Consider the following 20,515-nt stretch of genomic DNA (forward strand, 5'->3'; position numbering starts at 1 on the left):
CATCATGGATGCAGGAGTGTTTGGCAGGTTTGCCCACGATGTTCCACTAACGGAAGAATGGCGTAGCAATGACGAAAATACTGATCGTCGAAGACAACCTGGACTACGCTGAAGACATGGCGGAGTTCCTGGTGGAGCTCGAACATGAAGTCCATATCACCAGCTCGGCTGGCGGTATGTGGACGGCCTTGAGTCATGGCAATATTGACGTGGTAGTGCTCGACCTGGGCCTGCCTGATGAAGATGGTTTCAATGTCATCCCCCGCATGCGCCAGCTGTATCCACAGATCGGCGTGCTGGTGTTGACGGGCCGCGTGGCGTTTGACAGCCGCATCCTGGGCTTGCGCCTGGGGGCCGACCATTATCTGACCAAGCCGATCAAATTCCCTGAACTGGCCGCGCACATTGAGGCGCTGGACCGCCGTGTCGGTCCGCAAGACCCTGCGCCAGAGCCTAACAAGTGGACCTTGAAAGTAAGTGCTCGCCAACTTGAGCTGATGGGCTCGGTGATCGCCCTGACGGAAAAGGAATTCAACTTCCTGCACCTGCTGACGATCAACACCCGCCCCGTGCCACGCGACGTCATCGTGGCCGGCATGGGCGGTGAAGATCCCGATGCCGGCCGCCGCGTAGACATGCTGGTGTATCGCCTGCGCAAGAAAGCCAAGACGGGCCTGGGCCAGGATTTACCGCTGCGTAGCGCCTACGGCGAGGGTTACAGCCTGTCGGCCAGCTTTAATCTGTCTTGAAAGTCTGTCCCATAGCGATGGCATGCTAAAAAGGGACAGAGTCAGGCGGATTTTCTGGCCTGAAAAATAAATTGGGGTCAGAGTCATGCCCTGCATGGTATTGTGTGTAAAATCAAGGCTGAGCCCTCTTTTTACGCACATCACCATGGCCCGTCTGCCCCGTCTGATTATCCCCAATCTCCCCCATTACGTGATACAGCGCGGCGCCAACCGCCAGCCGGTGTTCCAGGATGCCGACGATTATGCGCAATTTTTATCCTGGCTGAAAAGCGGGGCAAAAATGTTCAAAGTCGCCATTCACGCCTACATTTTGTTGCCTGATCAACTACATTTTCTGGCCACCCCAGCAGATAGCACGGGGCTCGGACAGTTGATGCAATGGCTGGGACGCTATTACGTGCCTTATTTCAATCAAAAATACAGCCGCGAAGGCAGCTTGTGGCAAGGGCGCTACAAAACGTCCGTCATCGACGCCGACAATTTCTTCCTGCTCTGCTGCCGTTACCTGGAATTCGTTCCCGTGCAAGCGGGCCTGGCCGCCCAGCCGTTTGAGTACAGCTGGTCCAGCTATGCCCACCACGCGGGTTTCCGTCCCGATGCCTTGATTACCGATCATGCGCTGTACTGGGCGCTGGGCAACACGCCGTTCGACCGCGAAGCCGCTTATCTGCGTCTGTTTGAGCAGGGTCTGGGCAGCAGCCAGGTCAAGACGGTGGAGCAGGCCGTATTGAAAGGCTGGCCGCTGGGTTCCGAGGCGTTCAAGCAAGCGCTGGAACTCAAGATGAAGCGGCAAGTGCTGCCCGCCAAGCGGGGCCGGCCGCGCAAAATCGTCAGCGAGACGGTCGAGCAATAACTTTTTAGCAAAATACAGGCAGTTTTCAGAATTGAATCAAGATTGCTTTTACTATGTCCCCATTTAATTTTATGGGCGACAAAATGAAATTTAATTCGACTCCGACCCTAATTTTTTCAGTTGAGTTTTTTATTGCATTGCACTACTCTAGTTTTTCGATAGTCATATGCAGCGGAGAAGCCCATGAAAGCGCAAGGCCTGTACGACCCAGCCAATGAACACGATGCCTGCGGCGTCGGTTTCGTCGCCCATATCAAGGGCAACAAGACCCATTCGATCGTCGAACAGGGTTTGCTAATCCTGAAAAATCTCGATCACCGGGGTGCCGTGGGCGCCGATGCGCTGATGGGCGATGGCGCCGGCATCCTGATCCAGATTCCAGACCAGTACTACCGCGAAGAAATGGCCAAGCAGGGCGTGGAATTGCCGCCGCCTGGCGAATATGGCGTGGGCATGGTCTTTTTGCCGAAAGAAAACGCTTCGCGCATTGCCTGCGAACAGGAAATCGAGCGCGCCGTGCGTATCGAAGGCCAGGTCGTGCTGGGCTGGCGCAACGTGCCCATCGATACCGAGATGCCGATGTCGCCCACCGTGCGCGCCAAGGAACCCGTGATCCGTCAGATTTTTATCGGCCGTGGCCCGGACATCATGGTGACCGATGCGCTCGAGCGCAAACTGTATGTGATCCGTAAATCGTCGGGCCACGCCATCCAGGCGCTCAAACTGCTGCATGGCAAGGAATTTTTCGTGCCGTCGATGTCGGCGCGCACCATCGTCTACAAGGGCTTGCTGCTGGCCGACCAGGTGGGCGTGTACTACAAGGACTTGCAGGATGCGCGTTGCATCTCGGCGCTGGCGCTGGTGCATCAGCGTTTCTCGACCAATACTTTCCCGGAATGGCCGCTGGCCCACCCGTATCGTTTGATCGCGCACAATGGCGAGATCAACACGGTGAAAGGCAATTTCAACTGGATGCGCGCGCGCGAAGGCGTGATGAAGTCGGCCGTGCTGGGCGAAGACTTGCAAAAGCTGTTTCCACTGATTTATGAAGGCCAGTCCGACACGGCGTGTTTCGACAATGCGCTGGAATTGCTGCTGATGGCCGGCTATCCGATCGCCCAGGCGATGATGATGATGATCCCGGAAGCGTGGGAAAACCACACGACCATGGATGACAACCGCCGTGCCTTCTATGAATACCATGCCGCCATGATGGAGCCGTGGGACGGCCCGGCCGCCATGGCGTTTACCGATGGCCGCCATATCGGCGGCACGCTGGACCGCAATGGCTTGCGCCCGGCGCGCTACATCGTCACCGACGATGACCTTGTCGTGATGGCCTCGGAATCGGGCGTGCTGCCGATCCCGGAATCGAAAATCATCCAGAAATGGCGCTTGCAGCCTGGCAAGATGTTCCTGATCGACCTGGAAGCGGGCCGCATCATCGACGACCAGGAATTGAAGAATACCTACGCCAACGCCAAGCCATACAAGGCGTGGATCAACTCGGTGCGCATCAAGCTCGACGCGATCAAGCTGCTCGATGGCCAGGTCAGGCACGCGCCTGCGCAAGGCGAAAAAGCCCAGCCGTCCTTGCTGGACCGCCAGCAAGCGTTTGGCTACACCCAGGAAGACTTGAAATTCCTGATGGCGCCGATGGCCGTGGCCGGCGAAGAGGCCACCGGTTCGATGGGCAATGACTCGCCGCTGGCCGTCATGTCGAACAAGCTCAAGCCGCTCTACAATTACTTCAAGCAATTATTTGCGCAAGTGACCAATCCGCCGATCGACCCGATCCGCGAAGCGATGGTGATGTCGCTGGTGTCGTTTATCGGACCGAAACCGAACTTGCTCGACACGAATAACGTCAATCCGCCGATGCGCCTGGAAGTGTCGCAGCCGGTCCTGGGTTTTGATGACATGACGCGTTTGCGCAATATCAGCGCGCATACGGGCGGCAAGTTCAAGTCGTATGAACTCGATATCTGCTATCCATTGGCCTGGGGCAAGGAAGGCGTGGAAGCCTGCCTGGCCTCGCTGTGTGCCGAGGCGGTCGATGCCGTGAAATCCGGCCACAACATTTTGATTGTTTCGGATCGTGCCATCTGCGCCGATCAGGTGGCGATCCCCGCGCTACTGGCGACATCGACCGTGCATCAGCACCTGGTCAGCAAGGGCTTGCGCGCCTCTACCGGCTTGGTGGTGGAAACGGGCTCGGCGCGCGAGACGCATCACTTCGCCTTGCTGGCAGGCTATGGTGCGGAAGCCGTCCACCCGTACCTGGCGATGGAAACCCTGGTCGAGCTGGCGCATGGTTTACCGGGCGATTTGTCTGGCGACAAAGCCATCTATAACTACACCAAGGCCGTCGGCAAGGGCTTGATGAAGGTGATGTCGAAGATGGGCATCTCGACGTATATGTCGTATTGCGGTGCGCAAATCTTTGAAGCGATCGGCTTGAACAAGTCGCTGGTCGACAAATACTTCAAGGGCACGGCGTCGAACGTGGAAGGCATCGGCGTATTTGAAGTGGCGGAAGAAGCGCTGCGTTTGCACAACCTGGCCTTCGGCAACGATCCCTTGTTGGCCGACAAGCTCGACGCGGGCGGCGAATACGCGTTCCGCGTGCGCGGCGAAGACCATATGTGGACGCCGGACGCGATTGCCAAGTTGCAGCACTCCACGCGCAGCAATAATTTCTCCAGCTATAAAGAGTACGCGCAAATCATCAATGACCAGAGCCGCCGTCATCTGACCTTGCGCGGCCTGTTCGAATTCAAGCTCGACCCGACCAAGGCGATCCCGCTCGATGAAGTGGAACCGGCCAAGGAAATCGTCAAGCGTTTTGCGACCGGCGCAATGTCGCTGGGCTCGATCAGCACGGAAGCGCACGCGACCCTGGCCGTGGCGATGAACCGCATCGGCGGCAAGTCGAATACGGGCGAGGGCGGCGAAGATCCGAACCGCTATACGCAGGAATTGAAGGGCATCCCTATCCGCCAGGGCGACACCATGGCCTCGGTAGTGGGCGCCGAACAGATCGTGGTCGACATCCCGCTGCAGGAAGGCGATTCCATGCGTTCGCGCATCAAGCAAGTGGCGTCGGGCCGTTTTGGCGTCACGGCCGCTTACCTGAATTCGGCTGACCAGATCCAGATCAAGATGGCGCAGGGTGCAAAACCGGGCGAAGGCGGTCAGTTGCCTGGCCATAAGGTGTCGGAATACATCGCCAGCCTGCGCTTTTCCGTGCCGGGCGTGGGCTTGATTTCGCCGCCGCCGCACCATGATATTTATTCGATCGAAGATCTGGCGCAGCTGATCCATGACTTGAAAAACGCCAATCCGCGCGCCTCGATTTCCGTGAAACTGGTGTCGGAAGTGGGGATCGGCACGGTGGCTGCCGGCGTTACCAAGGCCAAGGCCGACCACGTGGTGGTCGCTGGCCACGATGGCGGCACGGGTGCGTCGCCGCTGTCGTCGGTGAAGCATGCGGGCACGCCGTGGGAACTGGGCCTGGCCGAAACCCAGCAAACGCTGGTGTTGAACGGCTTGCGCAGCCGCATCCGCGTGCAAGCCGATGGCCAGATGAAAACCGGCCGCGACGTGGTGATTGCCGCCTTGCTGGGCGCCGATGAAATCGGTTTCGCCACGGCGCCGCTGGTGGTCGAAGGCTGCATCATGATGCGCAAATGTCATTTGAATACCTGCCCGGTCGGTGTGGCCACGCAAGACCCGGTGCTGCGCGCCAAGTTCTCGGGCAAACCCGAGTATGTCGTCAATTACTTCTTCTTCGTTGCCGAAGAAGCCCGTCAATTGATGGCGCAGCTGGGCATCCGCACTTATGACGAGCTGATCGGCCGCGTCGACCTGCTGGATAAATCGAAGGCGATTTCGCACTGGAAGGCGCAGGGCCTGGATTTCTCGGCCATCTTCCACAAGCCGGAAACGCAAGATGGCCAGTCCTGTCGCCACGTGGAAAACCAGGACCATGCGCTGGAAAAAGCGCTGGATCACAAGCTGATCGCGCAGGCGCGCGCGGCGCTGGAAAAGGGCGAGCGCGTTTCGTTCATTTCGCCGGTGCGCAACCTGAACCGCACGGTAGGCACCATGCTGTCCGGTGAAGTGGCGAAGAAATATGGCCATGCCGGCTTGCCGGATGACACGATTCACATCCAGCTGCAAGGCACGGCAGGCCAGTCGGCCTGCGCTTTCCTGGCGCACGGCATCACGATCGACCTGGTGGGCGAAGGCAACGATTACGTGGGTAAAGGTTTATCGGGCGGCCGCATCATCGTGCGCCCGAATACGGAATTCCGTGGCTGGGCGGTGGACAACATCATCATCGGCAACACGGTGCTGTATGGCGCAATTGCCGGTGAAGCCTTCTTCAATGGCGTGGCCGGTGAACGCTTTGCCGTGCGCAACTCGGGCGCCACCACGGTGGTCGAGGGCCTGGGCGACCATGGCTGCGAATACATGACGGGCGGCACGGTGGTGGTGCTGGGCGCTACGGGCCGCAACTTTGCGGCCGGCATGTCGGGCGGCATCGCCTATGTGTATGACCCGGCCGGCGAATTTGCCAGCAAGTGCAACACAGCCATGGTCAGCCTGGACAAGGTGGTCAGCGCGTCTGAACAGCAGGTCGACCGCGACGCCTGGCATACCCAGCACCGCGACGGCTTGCCGGAAGCCGACGAAGTGATACTGAAGCGTTTGATCGAGCGCCACTTCAAGCATACGGGCAGTACCCGCGCCCGTTTCCTGCTCGATGACTGGGCCACGGCACGCGCCAAGTTCGTCAAGGTCTTCCCGAACGAATACAAGCGCGCACTGATCGAAATGGCGGCCGACGCCGCCATGGAAGTCGAAGCCGTCGCTGCCTGAGCCAGCCTAACACTATGACCGGGAGCGGCCAGGCCGCTCCCCGCTAGCCAAATACAAAGGAATTATCGTGGGTAAAATTACCGGCTTCATGGAATTCAAGCGCCAGGACGAGCAGTATCTGGAGCCTGCCGCCCGTTTGAAGAACTACAAGGAATTCGTGCTGCACCTGACGGATGCGCAAGCGACCGTGCAGGGTGCGCGCTGCATGGATTGCGGCATCCCTTTCTGCAACACGGGTTGTCCCGTGAATAACATCATTCCTGACTGGAATGACCTGGTCTACCGTGGTAATTACCGCGAAGCGCTCGATATCCTGCATTCGACCAATAACTTCCCGGAATTCACGGGCCGCGTCTGCCCGGCGCCGTGCGAGTCGGCCTGCACCCTGGGCATCCACGAAGATCCGGTCGGCATCAAGTCGATCGAACATAAGATCATCGACATGGGCTGGGAACATGGCTGGGTGGTACCGCAGCCGGCCGGTTTCAGCACCGGCAAGAAAGTGGCTATCGTCGGCTCCGGCCCGGCAGGCCTGGCGGCGGCGCAGCAACTGGCGCGCGCAGGCCATGCCGTGACCGTGTTTGAAAAGAGCGACCGGGTGGGCGGCTTGCTGCGCTACGGCATTCCCGACTTCAAGATGGAAAAGTCGCACATCGACCTGCGCGTGAAACAGATGGAAGCGGAAGGCGTGGTGTTCCGTACCAGCGTGCTGGTCGGCAAGGATTTCCCGGCCAGCGTGAATAACTGGGCCAAGGAAACGATTTTTCCGGAAGACCTGGAAAAAGAATTCGATGCCGTCATCCTCACCGGCGGCGCCGAGCAGCCACGCGACTTGCCAGTGCCGGGCCGCGACTTGAAGGGCGTGCATTACGCGATGGACTTCTTGCCGCTGCAAAACAAGGTCAATGCGGGCGACAAGCTGAAAGACCAGATCAAGGCCACTGGCAAACATGTGGTGGTGATCGGCGGCGGCGACACGGGTTCGGACTGCGTGGGCACGTCAAACCGCCACGGTGCCGTTTCGGTGGCCCAGTTCGAATTGATGCCGCAGCCGCCGGAAAAGGAAAACAAGCCGCTGGTCTGGCCGTACTGGCCGACCAAGCTGCGTACCTCGTCGTCGCACGAGGAAGGCTGCGAACGCGACTGGGCGGTGGCCACCAAGCGTTTCGAAGGCAAGGGTGGCAAGGTGGAAAAACTGATCGCCTGCCGGGTGGAATGGAAAGACGGCAAGATGAGTGAAGTGCCGGACTCGGAATTCGAGATGAAAGCCGACCTGGTCTTGCTGGCGATGGGTTTTGTTTCTCCCGTGCAACAGGTGCTCGACGCCTTTGGCGTGGATAAAGATGCGCGCGGCAACGCCCGCGCCAGCACCGAAGGCGATGACTGTTATCAGACGTCGGTGCCCAAAGTGTTTGCTGCCGGCGACATGCGCCGTGGCCAGTCGCTGGTGGTCTGGGCCATCCGCGAAGGCCGCCAATGCGCGCGCGCCGTCGATACCTTCCTGATGGGCGGCTCGCTGCTGCCACGCTGATCGTCGCCTGTCGGCGATTCCGGGGGCCACGGCGCAGACTGCGCCGTGGCCCTTGTTATTTTGTCAGTGGCAAGCTCGCTGGGCGGTGATCGCATGCAGAGCGTGGCTTTTTACAATAAACTATCTGACTTTCGATTCATTAGTGTTGTATTCTTCCCCCTTACCGGGATGCCCAAGGGGGCCTCTCAGCAGAGTTTGGCGTTTCTGCACTACAATACGCCATTAAAAAAAATGAGCTTCGTCGTGCCAAATCTTGTTGAAATCCGTGATTTACACTTTGCCTATGGTGAACGTTCGATCTTGTCGGGCCTTCAGATGGATTTCCCACGTGGAAAAGTTGTGGCGGTCATGGGTGGTTCCGGCAGCGGCAAGACGACTGTATTGCGCCTGATCGGCGGCCAGTTGCGCCCGAGCGCCGGCACCGTCAATGTCGATGGCCAGATCGTCCATGCGCTCGATACCAAACAGTTGTATCAGATGCGCCGCAAGATGGGCATGCTGTTCCAGCACGGCGCCTTGTTTACCGACCTGACGGCGTTTGAGAACGTGGCGTTTCCGCTGCGTGAACATACGGACCTGAATGAAGAACTGATCCGCACCCTGGTACTGATGAAGCTGCAGGCAGTAGGCTTGCGCAATGCGGCGCAATTGAAGCCGGGCGAGATTTCGGGCGGCATGGGCCGCCGTGTGGCGCTGGCGCGGGCGATTGCGCTCGATCCTGAATTGATCATGTATGACGAACCGTTTGCCGGCCTGGACCCTATTTCGATGGGCGTGACAGCCAATTTGATCCGCAATCTGAACGATGCGCTCGGTTCTACATCGATTCTGGTATCGCACGATGTGAAGGAGTGTTTCGCGATCGCTGATTACGTGTATTTCCTCTCATCGGGAAAAATTGTGGCGCATGGCACGCCGGCTGAAATGGCCGTCTCCACGCACCCGTATGTCAAACAATTCGTCAACGCGGAAGCCGATGGCCCCGTACCGTTCCATTATCCGGGCAAATCGCTGGCCGATGACCTGGGTCTGCATGCGGGAGCGGGCCGATGATCGCGCGTTTCCTGGGAGCGGTCGGAGCCTGGCTGCGCCGTTCGGTACAAGACCTCGGCTTTGCTGTGCGTTCGTTCTTTATCATCATCGCCTCGTCGGGTGGCCTGTGGCGCCGTCCACGGCTGGTGATTGAACAACTGTTCTTTATTGGTAATCGCTCCCTGGTGATTACGGCCGTGTCCGGCCTGTTTGTCGGCATGGTGCTCGGTTTGCAAGGTTATTACACCTTGACGACCTATGGGGCAGAACAGTCTCTGGGTCTGCTGGTGGCGCTGTCGCTGACGCGCGAACTGGGTCCCGTGGTTACTGCCCTGCTGTTTGCGGGCCGCGCAGGGACCTCGCTGACGGCGGAAATTGGCTTGATGAAGGCGGGCGAGCAATTGTCCGCCATGGAAATGATGGCCGTGAATCCGGTCGAGCGCGTGCTGGCGCCACGTTTCTGGGCCGGCGTGATCGCCATGCCGATTTTGGGCGCGATCTTCACGGCGGTCGGCATCATCGGCAGTTATCTGGTTGGCGTGGTGCTGATCGGCGTCGACGAAGGCTCGTTCTGGTCGCAGATGCAAAGCGGCGTGGATGTCTGGAAAGAAGTTGGTAACGGTACCCTGAAGAGCCTGGTGTTCGGTATCGCGGTCACGTTTATCGCCCTGTTCCAGGGTTATCAGGCACAGCCGACGCCGGAAGATGTTTCCGGCGCCACCACGCGTACGGTTGTTATATCGTCGCTGATGGTGTGGTGGCTTGATTTCATGATGACAGCGTTGATGTTTAGCAAGTAATTCGGTCACTGGCGTAAAAATTAGCCGCTTGCGCAGTTTCTGCGCAGGGTGCAGCAAGTAAAAATTATTTAGGATTGTTTATGCAACGTAAATCTTTGGATGTCTGGGTAGGCTTGTTCGTCTTGCTGGGTGTAGCAGCATTGATGTTTCTGGCGCTCAAGGCTGGCAATATGAGCTCGCTGTCTTTCAGCAAGACGTATACCATTAGTGCCAAGTTCGACAACATTGGCGGCCTCAAGCCGCAGGCGCCCGTCAAGGGTGCCGGCGTGGTGGTCGGCCGCGTGGCCGAGATCACGTTTGATGACAAGAGCTATCAGGCGCTGGTCAAGCTGGACATCGAAGACGGTTATAAATTCCCGAAAGACAGCTCGGCCAAGATTCTGACGGCTGGTTTGCTGGGTGAGCAATACATCGGCCTGGAAGCAGGCGGAGATTTGGCTAATCTGGCAGAGGGCGACAAGATCGCCCGCACTCAATCGGCCACAGTGCTGGAAGACCTGATCAATCAGTTCATCTACAGCAAGGCAGCGGATGGAAAGGATAGCAAATGAGCCAATCGAAGCAACATATCACCACAGGTCGCCTGAGCCGTATCGGCCTGGCCCTGACCATCGCCGCGACCCTGAGCGCCTGCGCCAGCACCACCGCCAACAATCCCGTCGATCCGTTCGAAGGCTACAACCGCGCCATGTTCAAGTTCAACGATACGGTCGATACGTATGCCTTGAAACCGGCCGCCACTGCTTACAAGACCGTCTTGCCATCGTTCGTGCAAACGGGCGTGGGCAACTTCTTCGGCAACTTGTCCGACGCCTGGAGCGCCGTGAACAACTTGTTGCAAGGTAAGGGCGAGAAAGGCTTGCAAGATATTGCGCGCGTTGGCCTGAACACGACTTTCGGTATTTTCGGCCTGATCGACTTTGCGTCGCCAGCGGGCATCCCGAAACACAATGAAGACTTTGGCCAGACTCTGGGCTGGTATGGTGTGCAGTCCGGTCCTTACCTGATGCTGCCGCTGCTGGGCCCGTCGACTGTGCGCGACACGGTGGCCTTGCCGGCCGATATCGCCGGTGACCCATGGCGCTACAAGGAGCCTGTGTCGGTGCGCAATATCGGTACGGCCACGCGCGTCGTCGACAAGCGTGCTTCGCTGCTCGATGCGACCAACCTGATGGAAGCGGCTGCTCTGGACCGCTACGAATTCATCCGCGACGGTTTCCTGCAAGCGCGTGAAAGCAAGGTCTTCGATGGCGACTTGAGCCGTAGCAAAAAATTCAAGAACGACTCCAGTTCGCTGGATTCTGACCATGATGACTTGAAACAAGCGCCGATGACCGCAGATGTTGCGCCAGAGGCCCCAGCCGTTACCCCTGCACCTGTCGAACTCGTAACATCTGGTAGCAATACCGTTGCGTCACAGGCCAAGCCGCAGGAGTAGACTAAGGCATAAGAACACACGGCTGAGAAAAACTCCAGCCGGTGCCGAGCAACACCACCATAAGGGTAAAACCATGAAACTAATGAAACAATTGCTCGCGATGGCCACCATCGCCTTTGCTACCGCTGCGCAGGCTGCGCCTGCCGCCCCTGCGAACGAAGCACCGGACGCGCTGGTCAAGCGTATCAGCCAGGACGTACTCGATACGGCCAAGAACGACAAATCCATCCAGGCGGGCGACATCAAGCGCGTGACTGAACTGGTCGAAACCAAGATCCTGCCGTACGTGGACTTCCAGCGCATGACTTCGCTGGCCGCTGGCCGCTTCTGGCGCGACGCCACGCCGGACCAGCAACAGCAGCTGTCGACGGAATTCCGCACCCTGCTGATCTACACGTATTCGGGCGCCCTGTCGCAAGTGAGGAACGAAACCGTGGAATTCAAGCCACTGCGCGCCGATCCTGGTGATACCGACGTAGAAGTGCGTTCGCAAGTGAACATGCCACGCGGCGAACCAGTACCGCTGAACTATCGTGTTTCCAAAACGCCAACGGGCTGGAAGATCTACGATATCAACGTGCTGGGCGCGTGGCTGGTGGAAACTTACAAGAGCAGCTTTGCCAGCGAAATCAGCAAAGGCGGCATCGATGGCCTGATCAAGACCTTGCAAGCGAAAAACAAGGCTTTGGCAAACCGTCCGGCGCCCAAAGCCAAATAATCGGCTATCATATAGCTCCACACGCTAAACCAGCGCAACCCGACGCCATGCCAGACTCTCTCGACACTTTGCAGTCCCTGACTTCACTGACCGTGCACAACGCCACTTCGGCGCTGGAGCAGGGTCTGGAGGCGATCAAGTCTGGCCAGACCCGGTTTGACCTGCGCAACGTCAAGGCTGTCGATTCGGCGGCCGTGTCGGTCATGCTGACCTGGCAGCGCGCTGCGCAAGAGGCCGGCGGCGTGCTGGAGCTGAAAAACCTGCCGACCAATCTGAAAAACCTGACCAAGCTGTATGGCGTCTGCTCGCTCGTCTCGAGCACTACCAGCGACGAAAACTGCGGCACTGCCGGCGACACCGCCGAACGCAGCCCGTCCGACCTGCATCATCATTGATCCTGTCCCACTCCCCGCATCAGCAGTAGCTTTCAAGCCGGCATGCCAGCAGCGCCGCCGTATTGATCTCCAAGTGTTCCACGAATTTTCAAACTATAATTGACTGTTGCGCTACTTCTCCGGAAGGCGGCGCCTTGTACCGGCCTGTGGCCCGCCTCGTGGCTGACACACGCATCACATCTGATAAGCACATGACCGCAATTCAAATAACGAATGTAGAAAAGAGCTATAAATCGCTCAAGGCGCTGGGCGGCGTGTCGCTGGCGATCGAGGAGGGCGAGTTTTTCGGCCTGCTCGGTCCCAACGGCGCCGGCAAGACCACCCTCATTTCCATCATCGCCGGCCTGATACGGCCCGACGCGGGCACCGTCAAGATCCATGGCCACGATGTGGTCAAGGATTTCCGCAATGCCCGCCGCAACCTGGGCGTGGTGCCGCAGGAACTGGTATTCGACCCGTTCTTCACCGTGCGCGAAACCTTGCGCCTGCAGTCCGGCTACTTCGGCTTGCCGAACAACGACAAGTGGATCGACGAGGTCATGGAAAACCTCGACCTGACCGGCAAGGCCGACACGAATATGCGTGCCCTGTCCGGCGGCATGAAGCGCCGCGTACTGGTCGCTCAGGCGCTGGTGCACAAGCCTCCCGTGATCGTGCTCGACGAGCCGACCGCAGGCGTCGACGTGGAACTGCGCCAGACCCTGTGGAAGTTCATTTCGCGCCTGAACCGCGAAGGCGGCCACACCGTCGTGCTGACTACCCACTACCTGGAAGAGGCGCAAGCCATGTGCCAGCGCGTGGCCATGCTCAAGTCGGGCAAGGTGGTGGCGCTCGACACCATGTCGGCCCTGATCCGCCGCATCGCCGGCTCCCAGCTGCAGGTGCACCTGAAGCATGGCGCCTTGCCGGCCGACCTGCAGCACCTGGTGCTGCATCCGGAAGAGCGGCAGGCGCCGAACAAGTTCAGCCTGCGCGTCAATGAATATAGCGAAGTCGAACAAATCCTGGCACGCCTGCGCGAGGCGGGCGCCGAAATCGACGAAATGCAATTGCAACAAGCCGACCTGGAAGATATCTTCTTGCAGATCATGGATAAAGGTACCGTATGATTTCGACTGGATTTCGCACCCTCGTCTACAAAGAGACTTTGCGTTTCTGGAAAGTGGCGACGCAAACCGTGGCCGCGCCCGTGCTCACCTCGATGCTGTACCTGCTGGTATTCGGCCATGTGCTCGATGGCCGCGTGCAGCCCAGCCCCGGCATCAGCTACACGGCTTTCCTGATCCCCGGCCTGGTGATGATGAGCGTGCTGCAAAACGCCTTCGCCAATTCCTCGTCCTCGCTGATCCAGTCCAAGATCACGGGCAACCTGGTGTTCGTGCTGCTGACGCCTCTGTCGCACTGGGAAATCTTTTCGGCGTATGTACTCGCTTCGGTCGTACGTGGCCTGGCCGTGGGCTTTGGCGTATTCGCCATCACCTACTGGTTCGTCGACCTGTCGTTTGTCGCGCCGCTGTGGATCGTCATCTTTGCCTTTTTGGGCGCCGCCATGCTGGGCACCATGGGCTTGGTCGCCGGTATCTGGGCCGAGAAATTCGACCAGCTGGCAGCCTTCCAGAACTTCCTGATCATGCCGGCGACCTTTTTGTCGGGCGTGTTCTATTCGATTCATTCGCTGCCCGCATTCTGGCAGACGGTATCGCACCTGAATCCCTTCTTTTACATGATCGACGGCTTCCGCTACGGTTTCTTCGGTACTTCCGACGTCAGCCCGTGGCTGAGCCTATCCGTCGTCGGCGGCTTCCTGGTGGTGCTGGCGCTGCTCTCGATCCGCCTGCTGAAAAGCGGTTATCGTTTGCGCCACTGATCGCGGCATACCAATTACTACACTATTCAAATATCAAGGACTTATCGTGACTACCACCCCAGAACTGATCCATGGCTACCTGTCGGCAGGCCTCGACTGCACGCATCTTGAAGTGGAGGGCGATGGCCAGCACTTCCAGGCCGTGATCGTTTCGCCGCAGTTTACCGGCAAGCGTCTGATTCAGCGTCACCAGATCGTCTACGCGGCGCTGGGCGACCGCATGCGCGAAGAAATCCACGCGCTGTCGATGAAAACCCTGACACCTGAAGAATTCCAAGGATAAGCACATGGACAAGCTCCTCATCAACGGCGGCAACCGCCTGAACGGCGACATCGCCATCTCCGGCGCGAAAAACGCTGCCCTGCCCATCCTGTGCGCCGGTCTGTTGACCTCGGGCGACCTGGAACTGACGAATGTGCCGAACCTGCACGATGTCTCCACCATGCTCAAACTGCTGGGCCAGACGGGCTTGAAAGTGCAGCACGAAGGCGACCGCGTGGTCTTGAACGGCAGCGCCATCACGACCCTGGAGGCGCCATATGAACTGGTGAAAACCATGCGCGCCTCGATCCTGGTGCTGGGCCCCATGCTGGCGCGCTTCGGCGAAGCCAAGGTGTCCTTGCCGGGCGGCTGCGCCATCGGTTCGCGTCCTGTCGACCAGCACATCAAGGGCCTGGAAGCACTGGGCGCCGAGATCCGCATCGAAGCTGGCTATATCTACGCCAAATGCCCCAAGCTGAAAGGCGCGCGCATCGTCACCGACATGATCACCGTGACCGGCACCGAGAACCTGCTGATGGCCGCGACCCTGGCCGAAGGCGAAACCATCCTGGAAAACGCTGCCTGCGAACCGGAAGTGACCGACCTGGCACACCTGCTGGTGGCCATGGGCGCGAAGATCGAAGGCATCGGCACCAACCGCCTGGTGATCCAGGGCGTGCCGCAATTGCACGGCGCCACCCACGCGGTGATCGCCGACCGCATCGAGACGGGTACTTTCCTGTGCGCCGTGGCCGCCACCGGTGGCGATATCACCCTGCGCAATGTGCGTACCGATATCCTCGACGCGGCGCTCGACAAGCTGCGCGCGATGGGCTTGACGATGACCTTCGGCGCCGACTGGATCCGCGCCGAGATGTCGGCCCGCCCGACTCCGGTCAGCTTCCGCACCACTGAATACCCGGGCTTCCCGACCGACATGCAGGCGCAGTTCATGGCGGTCAACACCATCGCCAATGGCGCCAGCCGCGTCACCGAGACGATCTTTGAAAACCGTTTCATGCACGTACAGGAAATGAACCGTCTGGGCGCCGATATCAGTATCGATGGCAAGACCGCCATCATCACCGGCGTCAAGCAGCTGCGCGGCGCGCCTGTGATGGCGACCGATTTGCGCGCTTCGGCCTCGCTGGTGATCGCAGCCCTGGCAGCAGATGGCGAAACCCTGATCGACCGCATCTATCACCTTGACCGCGGCTACGATCGCATGGAAGTCAAATTGTCGGCGGTGGGCGCGAACATCGTGCGCGTCAAATAAACAAGAGGAACGAGCATGAACGGATCGAACAGTGGCGCCAATGGGCAGCTGATACTGGCGCTGTCAAAGGGCCGCATTTTTGAAGACACCATGCCGCTGCTGGAAGCGGCCGGCATCCGTGTGCTGGAAAACCCGGAGACTTCGCGCAAGCTGATTTTGGCCACCAACGATCCGAACGTGCGCGTCATCATCGTGCGCGCCAGCGATGTGCCCACCTATGTGCAGTACGGCGCGGCCGACTTCGGCGTGGCCGGCAAGGATGTCTTGCTGGAGCACGGCGGCGAAGGCCTGTACCAGCCGATCGACCTCAATATCGCGTCCTGCCGCATGTCGGTGGCGGTGCAGGCCGGTTTCGATTACGAAAAAGCCGTGCACCAGGGGGCGCGCCTGCGCGTGGCCACCAAGTTCGTGCACACGGCGCGTGAACACTTCGCCGCCAAGGGCGTGCACGTCGATTTGATCAAGCTGTATGGCTCGATGGAGCTGGCGCCGCTGGTGGGCCTGTCCGACGCGATTGTCGACCTGGTCAGCACGGGCAGCACCCTGCGCGCCAACAACCTGGTCGAAGTCGAACACATCATGGAAATTTCGTCGCGCCTGGTTGTCAACCAGGCTGCCTTGAAGCTCAAGCGCGAACGCTTGCAGCCGATTATCGAGGCGTTCGAACGCGCCTCGCAGACCCGATAACAGCAGGAGGCTATGATGCCGCTACAGATACGCAAGCTCGATTCAAGCCAGGATGGTTTTCAACAATCGCTCGATACCTTGCTGGCGTTCGAAGCCGGCACCGATGAAGCGATTGAAACGGCGGTCACGAAAATCCTGGCGGACGTGAAAGCGCGCGGCGACGCCGCCGTGCTCGATTACACCAACCGTTTCGACCGCATCCCCCATGGCGGCGCGGCGGAAATGTCGGCTTTTGATCTTTCGCAAGCCGAATTGCAGGCAGCCTTGAATGGCTTGCCATCGGCCCAGCACGAAGCGTTGCAGGTAGCTGCCCAGCGCATCCGCGCCTTCCACGAACGCCAGCGCGAAGAGTTGCGCAGCTTTAGCTATACCGAAGCTGACGGCACCGTACTGGGACAAAAAATCACGCCGCTGGACCGGGTCGGCATCTATGTCCCGGGTGGCAAGGCGGCGTATCCATCGTCGGTGCTGATGAATGCGATTCCTGCCCACGTGGCTGGCGTCAAGGAAATCATCATGGTGGTGCCGACGCCGGACGGCGTGAAAAACCAGATGGTGCTGGCCGCCGCCGCGATTGCCGGCGTCACGCGCGTGATCACCATTGGCGGCGCACAAGCCGTCGGTGCACTGGCCTATGGCACGCAGACCATCGGTGCCGTGGACAAGATCGTCGGACCTGGCAACGCTTATGTGGCTGCCGCCAAGCGCCGCGTGTTCGGCATCGTTGGCATCGACATGATTGCAGGGCCGTCTGAAATCCTGGTCATCTGCGATGGCACGACGGACCCGGACTGGGTGGCGATGGACCTGTTTTCGCAGGCCGAGCACGACGAGCTGGCGCAAGCGATTTTGCTGTGCCCGGACGCTACCTACATCGCGCGCGTGGAGGAAAGCATCGCCAAACTGCTGCCGACCATGCCGCGCCAGGCCACCATCAGCACCTCGCTGGCCGACCGTGGCGCCCTGATCAAGGTGCGCGACATGGCAGAAGCCTGCGCGATCGCCAACAGCATCGCGGCCGAACATCTGGAAATCTCGGCCGAAAACCCGCAGCAATGGGCCGACCAGATCCGCCATGCGGGCGCGATGTTCCTGGGCCGATTCTCGTCCGAGTCGCTGGGCGACTATTGCTGCGGCCCTAACCACGTGCTGCCGACCTCGCGCACGGCGCGCTTTTCGTCGCCGCTGGGCGTGTACGACTTCCAGAAGCGCTCGTCCATCATCCACGTCAGCGAAGCGGGCGCGCAAACCCTGGGCCGTGTCGCCGCCACCTTGGCATATGGCGAAGGCTTGCAGGCGCATGCGCGCAGCGCAGAACTGCGTTTGAAGCCGCAGCCATGACGAATATGGCGGACCGGCCGGACTGGCTCAACCGGGTCTATTGCGAAGACGCGCTGGCGGGGCTGGCGCGGATTCCCGATGGCTCGGTGGACTTGATCCTGACCGACCCGCCCTACAACCTGGGCAAGGATTACGGCAATGCCTCGGACCAGCAATCGGTAGCGGACTACCTGCGCTGGACCGAACAATGGATCGATGCGGCGCTGCCCAAGCTGAAAGCCAACGGCAGCCTGTATATTTTTCTGACCTGGCGGTATTCGCCAGAGATTTTCGTCATGCTGAAACAGCGCATGGCGATGATGAACGAGATTATCTGGGACCGCCGCGTGCCATCCATGGGGGGCAGCGTGCGCAGCTTTTCATCGGTGCACGACACCATCGGCTTCTTCGTCAAGCGCAAGGATTACTACTTCGATCTTGACTCTGTGCGCATCGCCTACGACGCGGCCACCAAAAAAGCCCGTTCGCGTTCTATCTTCATCGGCGCGAAATGGCTGGAAGTGGGTTATAACCCGAAAGACTTGTGGAGCGTATCGCGCCTGCACAAGGAGCATCCGGAACGGGCCGACCACCCGACCCAAAAGCCGCTCGAAATCATCGAGCGCATGGTCAAGGCTTCCTGCCCACCCGGCGGCGTGGTACTCGATTTGTTCATGGGCAGCGGCACCACGGCGCTCGCTGCCAAGCGCTGCGGGCGCGATTTCGTCGGTTTCGAGTTGAACCCCGATTACTGCGCCATCATCGAACAGCGTTTGACGGCGCAGGAACTGGATATGAGCGCGCCGCCGGCACCGGTCAAGAAAGCCGCTGCCAAGCGCAAGACCGCTGTGAAAAAAGCCGCCGCCGTGAAAAAGCCGGCGGCCAGGAAAACACCGTCCAGGAAGGCGCCTGCCGCCGTGCCGGAAGACGTCACCACCTAGACCCTTAAAAAATTATCAGGAGTGCTTGCAGCAATGTCTTTCCTCGATCAGTTAATCAGCAATACCGTACGCTCCGACGTACAGGCGATCGGTAGTTATCACGTGCCCGATGCCAGCGGCTATATCAAACTCGATGCGATGGAAAATCCGTATCTGCTGCCGCAGCATTTGCGCGACGAACTGGGTGTACGCCTGGCCGGTGCGGTACTGAACCGTTATCCACCGTCGTACGCCAGCCTGAAGGCGGCCATCTGCGACAAACTGGGCGTACCCGCCGGCTACGATGTCTTGCTCGGTAATGGTTCCGATGAATTGATCTCTATCCTGGCCATGGCCTGCGCTATACAAGACCAGTCGCGCCGCGCGGTGCTGCTGGCGCCCGTGCCCGGCTTCGTCATGTACGCGCGCTCGGCGCAGTTTGCCGGCATGGATTTTGTCGGCGTGCCCTTGCGGGCCGACCTGAGCCTCGATATCGACGCCATGCTGGCCGCCATCGCGCAGCACCGCCCGGCGCTGGTGTTCCTGGCGTATCCGAACAACCCGACCGGCAACCTGTTTACCGTGGCCGATATCGAGCGCATCATCGCCGCCCTGGGCGACACCGGCATTGCCGTCGTCGATGAAGCTTACGAGCCGTTCGCGCAGCAGAGCTTCATGGGCCGTTTGCCGGAATTCGAAAACCTGGTGGTGATGCGCACCGTGTCGAAACTGGGCCTGGCCGGTATCCGCCTCGGCTATATGTCGGCCGCACCGGCCTTGCTGGCCCAGTTTGAAAAAGTACGTCCGCCGTATAACGTCAATGTGCTGACGCAGGCGGCCGCTGAATTTGCGCTGGAACACATCGACGTGCTCAACGCACAGGCAGCCTTGCTCAACAGCGCGCGCGATGAGCTGGCCGAACAATTGGCCGCACTGCCCGGCGTGACTGTGTTTCCCTCAAAAGCAAATTTTCTTTTGATACGTGTGCCAGATTCCGACGATGCCTATGCAAAATTGCTCACTCACCGGGTTTTAATTAAAAATGTGAGTAAAATGCATGCAGTGCTGGCCAATTGCCTGCGCATCAGCGTCAGCACGCCGGAAGAAAATGCCGTCTTTTTCAATGCCTTCAAAGCATCCCTCGTTTAGCCTACCGCCAGAGTCCCGCCATGAACCGCACCGCAGAAATCACGCGTAATACCAACGAGACGCAAGTACGCGTCGCCCTCAACCTCGATGGCACCGGCCAGCAAAAGCTGAACACCGGCGTGCCCTTCCTCGACCATATGCTGGACCAGATCGCCCGCCACGGCTTGATCGACCTGGACATTGAAGCGACGGGCGACGTGCATATCGATAACCACCATACGGTGGAAGACGTGGGTATCACGCTGGGCATGGCGGTGGCCAAGGCCATCGGCGACAAGAAGGGCATCCGCCGCTATGGCCATGCGTATGTGCCGCTGGACGAAGCGCTGTCGCGCGTGGTGCTCGATTTCTCGGGCCGTCCAGGCATCGAATACCACATCCCTTTTACACGCGCGATGATCGCCGGCTTTGATGTCGACCTGACCCTGGAGTTTTTCCGTGGCTTCGTCAACCATGCGGGCGTGACCTTGCATATCGACAACTTGCGCGGCACCAATGCCCATCACCAGTGCGAAACCGTGTTCAAGGCCTTTGGCCGCGCGCTGCGCATGGCTGCCGAGCTCGACGAGCGCGCAGCCGGCATCATCCCGTCGACCAAGGGCAGCCTGTAAGCTGGCCTTGATTCCTGGTGCAT

At 59.5% G+C, this 20,515-nt stretch carries 19 protein-coding genes; all 19 read left to right on the forward strand.

Annotated features, from left to right (window positions below):
• The first annotated feature begins 68 nt into the window (after positions 1 to 68).
• The 19 genes from HDE75_RS25370 to hisB all read left to right on the forward strand — a co-directional run bounded on the left by HDE75_RS25370 (position 69) and on the right by hisB (position 20,492).
• Entirely contained in the window at positions 69 to 749 is a 681-nt protein-coding gene (locus HDE75_RS25370; protein ID WP_183682508.1) for a response regulator transcription factor, read from the forward strand.
• 145 nt (positions 750 to 894) lie between these two features.
• Positions 895 to 1,602, forward strand: coding sequence for a transposase (locus tag HDE75_RS25375; RefSeq protein ID WP_183682511.1), 708 nt, complete (start codon positions 895 to 897; stop codon positions 1,600 to 1,602).
• A gap of 183 nt (positions 1,603 to 1,785) precedes the next feature.
• Positions 1,786 to 6,486 (forward strand): glutamate synthase-related protein, encoded by a 4,701-nt coding sequence (locus tag HDE75_RS25380; RefSeq protein ID WP_183682514.1) that lies wholly within the window; start codon positions 1,786 to 1,788, stop codon positions 6,484 to 6,486.
• 67 nt (positions 6,487 to 6,553) lie between these two features.
• Complete coding sequence (locus tag HDE75_RS25385) at positions 6,554 to 8,017, forward strand: glutamate synthase subunit beta (RefSeq protein WP_183682518.1); 1,464 nt, start codon at positions 6,554 to 6,556, stop codon at positions 8,015 to 8,017.
• A gap of 243 nt (positions 8,018 to 8,260) precedes the next feature.
• The gene (locus tag HDE75_RS25390) at positions 8,261 to 9,070 is read left to right on the forward strand and encodes an ABC transporter ATP-binding protein (protein ID WP_300759972.1); all 810 of its coding nucleotides are present in this window, start codon (positions 8,261 to 8,263) and stop codon (positions 9,068 to 9,070) included.
• Positions 9,067 to 9,849 (forward strand): lipid asymmetry maintenance ABC transporter permease subunit MlaE, encoded by a 783-nt coding sequence (gene mlaE / locus HDE75_RS25395; protein ID WP_183682525.1) that lies wholly within the window; start codon positions 9,067 to 9,069, stop codon positions 9,847 to 9,849. Before HDE75_RS25390 ends, mlaE begins: the two co-directional genes overlap by 4 nt.
• 80 nt (positions 9,850 to 9,929) lie before the next feature.
• Positions 9,930 to 10,400: an outer membrane lipid asymmetry maintenance protein MlaD gene (mlaD, locus tag HDE75_RS25400; protein WP_183682528.1), complete on the forward strand. Its 471-nt coding sequence runs from the start codon at positions 9,930 to 9,932 to the stop codon at positions 10,398 to 10,400.
• Positions 10,397 to 11,287: an MlaA family lipoprotein gene (locus HDE75_RS25405; RefSeq protein WP_183682531.1), complete on the forward strand. Its 891-nt coding sequence runs from the start codon at positions 10,397 to 10,399 to the stop codon at positions 11,285 to 11,287. The genes mlaD and HDE75_RS25405 overlap by 4 nt, the downstream gene beginning before the upstream one ends.
• A 73-nt stretch (positions 11,288 to 11,360) precedes the next feature.
• A complete protein-coding gene (locus tag HDE75_RS25410; RefSeq protein ID WP_183682534.1) occupies positions 11,361 to 12,005 on the forward strand; it encodes an MlaC/ttg2D family ABC transporter substrate-binding protein in 645 nt (214 codons plus the stop codon).
• Between the two features lie 47 nt (positions 12,006 to 12,052).
• Positions 12,053 to 12,400, forward strand: coding sequence for an STAS domain-containing protein (locus HDE75_RS25415; protein WP_183682537.1), 348 nt, complete (start codon positions 12,053 to 12,055; stop codon positions 12,398 to 12,400).
• A 191-nt stretch (positions 12,401 to 12,591) separates the two neighbouring features.
• Positions 12,592 to 13,509 carry an ABC transporter ATP-binding protein gene (locus HDE75_RS25420; protein WP_183682540.1) on the forward strand — a complete coding sequence of 306 codons (918 nt, stop codon included), beginning with the start codon at positions 12,592 to 12,594 and terminating at the stop codon, positions 13,507 to 13,509.
• On the forward strand, positions 13,506 to 14,267 hold the full coding sequence (locus HDE75_RS25425; protein ID WP_183682543.1) for an ABC transporter permease: 762 nt from the start codon (positions 13,506 to 13,508) through the stop codon (positions 14,265 to 14,267). The genes HDE75_RS25420 and HDE75_RS25425 overlap by 4 nt, the downstream gene beginning before the upstream one ends.
• Positions 14,268 to 14,313: 46 nt before the next feature.
• Positions 14,314 to 14,550, forward strand: a complete 237-nt coding sequence (locus HDE75_RS25430) for a BolA family protein (protein ID WP_183682546.1) — start codon at positions 14,314 to 14,316, stop codon at positions 14,548 to 14,550.
• A 4-nt stretch (positions 14,551 to 14,554) separates the two neighbouring features.
• Entirely contained in the window at positions 14,555 to 15,805 is a 1,251-nt protein-coding gene (gene murA / locus HDE75_RS25435) for a UDP-N-acetylglucosamine 1-carboxyvinyltransferase (RefSeq protein ID WP_183682549.1), read from the forward strand.
• Positions 15,806 to 15,820: 15 nt separating this feature from the next.
• Positions 15,821 to 16,492 (forward strand): ATP phosphoribosyltransferase, encoded by a 672-nt coding sequence (hisG, locus tag HDE75_RS25440; RefSeq protein ID WP_183682552.1) that lies wholly within the window; start codon positions 15,821 to 15,823, stop codon positions 16,490 to 16,492.
• Between the two features lie 15 nt (positions 16,493 to 16,507).
• Positions 16,508 to 17,833, forward strand: coding sequence for a histidinol dehydrogenase (hisD, locus tag HDE75_RS25445; RefSeq protein WP_183682555.1), 1,326 nt, complete (start codon positions 16,508 to 16,510; stop codon positions 17,831 to 17,833).
• Complete coding sequence (locus tag HDE75_RS25450; RefSeq protein ID WP_409254937.1) at positions 17,830 to 18,753, forward strand: DNA-methyltransferase; 924 nt, start codon at positions 17,830 to 17,832, stop codon at positions 18,751 to 18,753. Before hisD ends, HDE75_RS25450 begins: the two co-directional genes overlap by 4 nt.
• Before the next feature lie 33 nt (positions 18,754 to 18,786).
• The gene (hisC, locus tag HDE75_RS25455; RefSeq protein WP_183682558.1) at positions 18,787 to 19,881 is read left to right on the forward strand and encodes a histidinol-phosphate transaminase; all 1,095 of its coding nucleotides are present in this window, start codon (positions 18,787 to 18,789) and stop codon (positions 19,879 to 19,881) included.
• Between the two features lie 20 nt (positions 19,882 to 19,901).
• Positions 19,902 to 20,492, forward strand: a complete 591-nt coding sequence (gene hisB / locus HDE75_RS25460; protein WP_010402123.1) for an imidazoleglycerol-phosphate dehydratase HisB — start codon at positions 19,902 to 19,904, stop codon at positions 20,490 to 20,492.
• Positions 20,493 to 20,515: the final 23 nt, after the last annotated feature.

Source organism: Janthinobacterium silvisoli (assembly GCF_014200725.1).
In the GTDB taxonomy this organism is placed as follows: Bacteria; Pseudomonadota; Gammaproteobacteria; order Burkholderiales; family Burkholderiaceae_D; genus Janthinobacterium.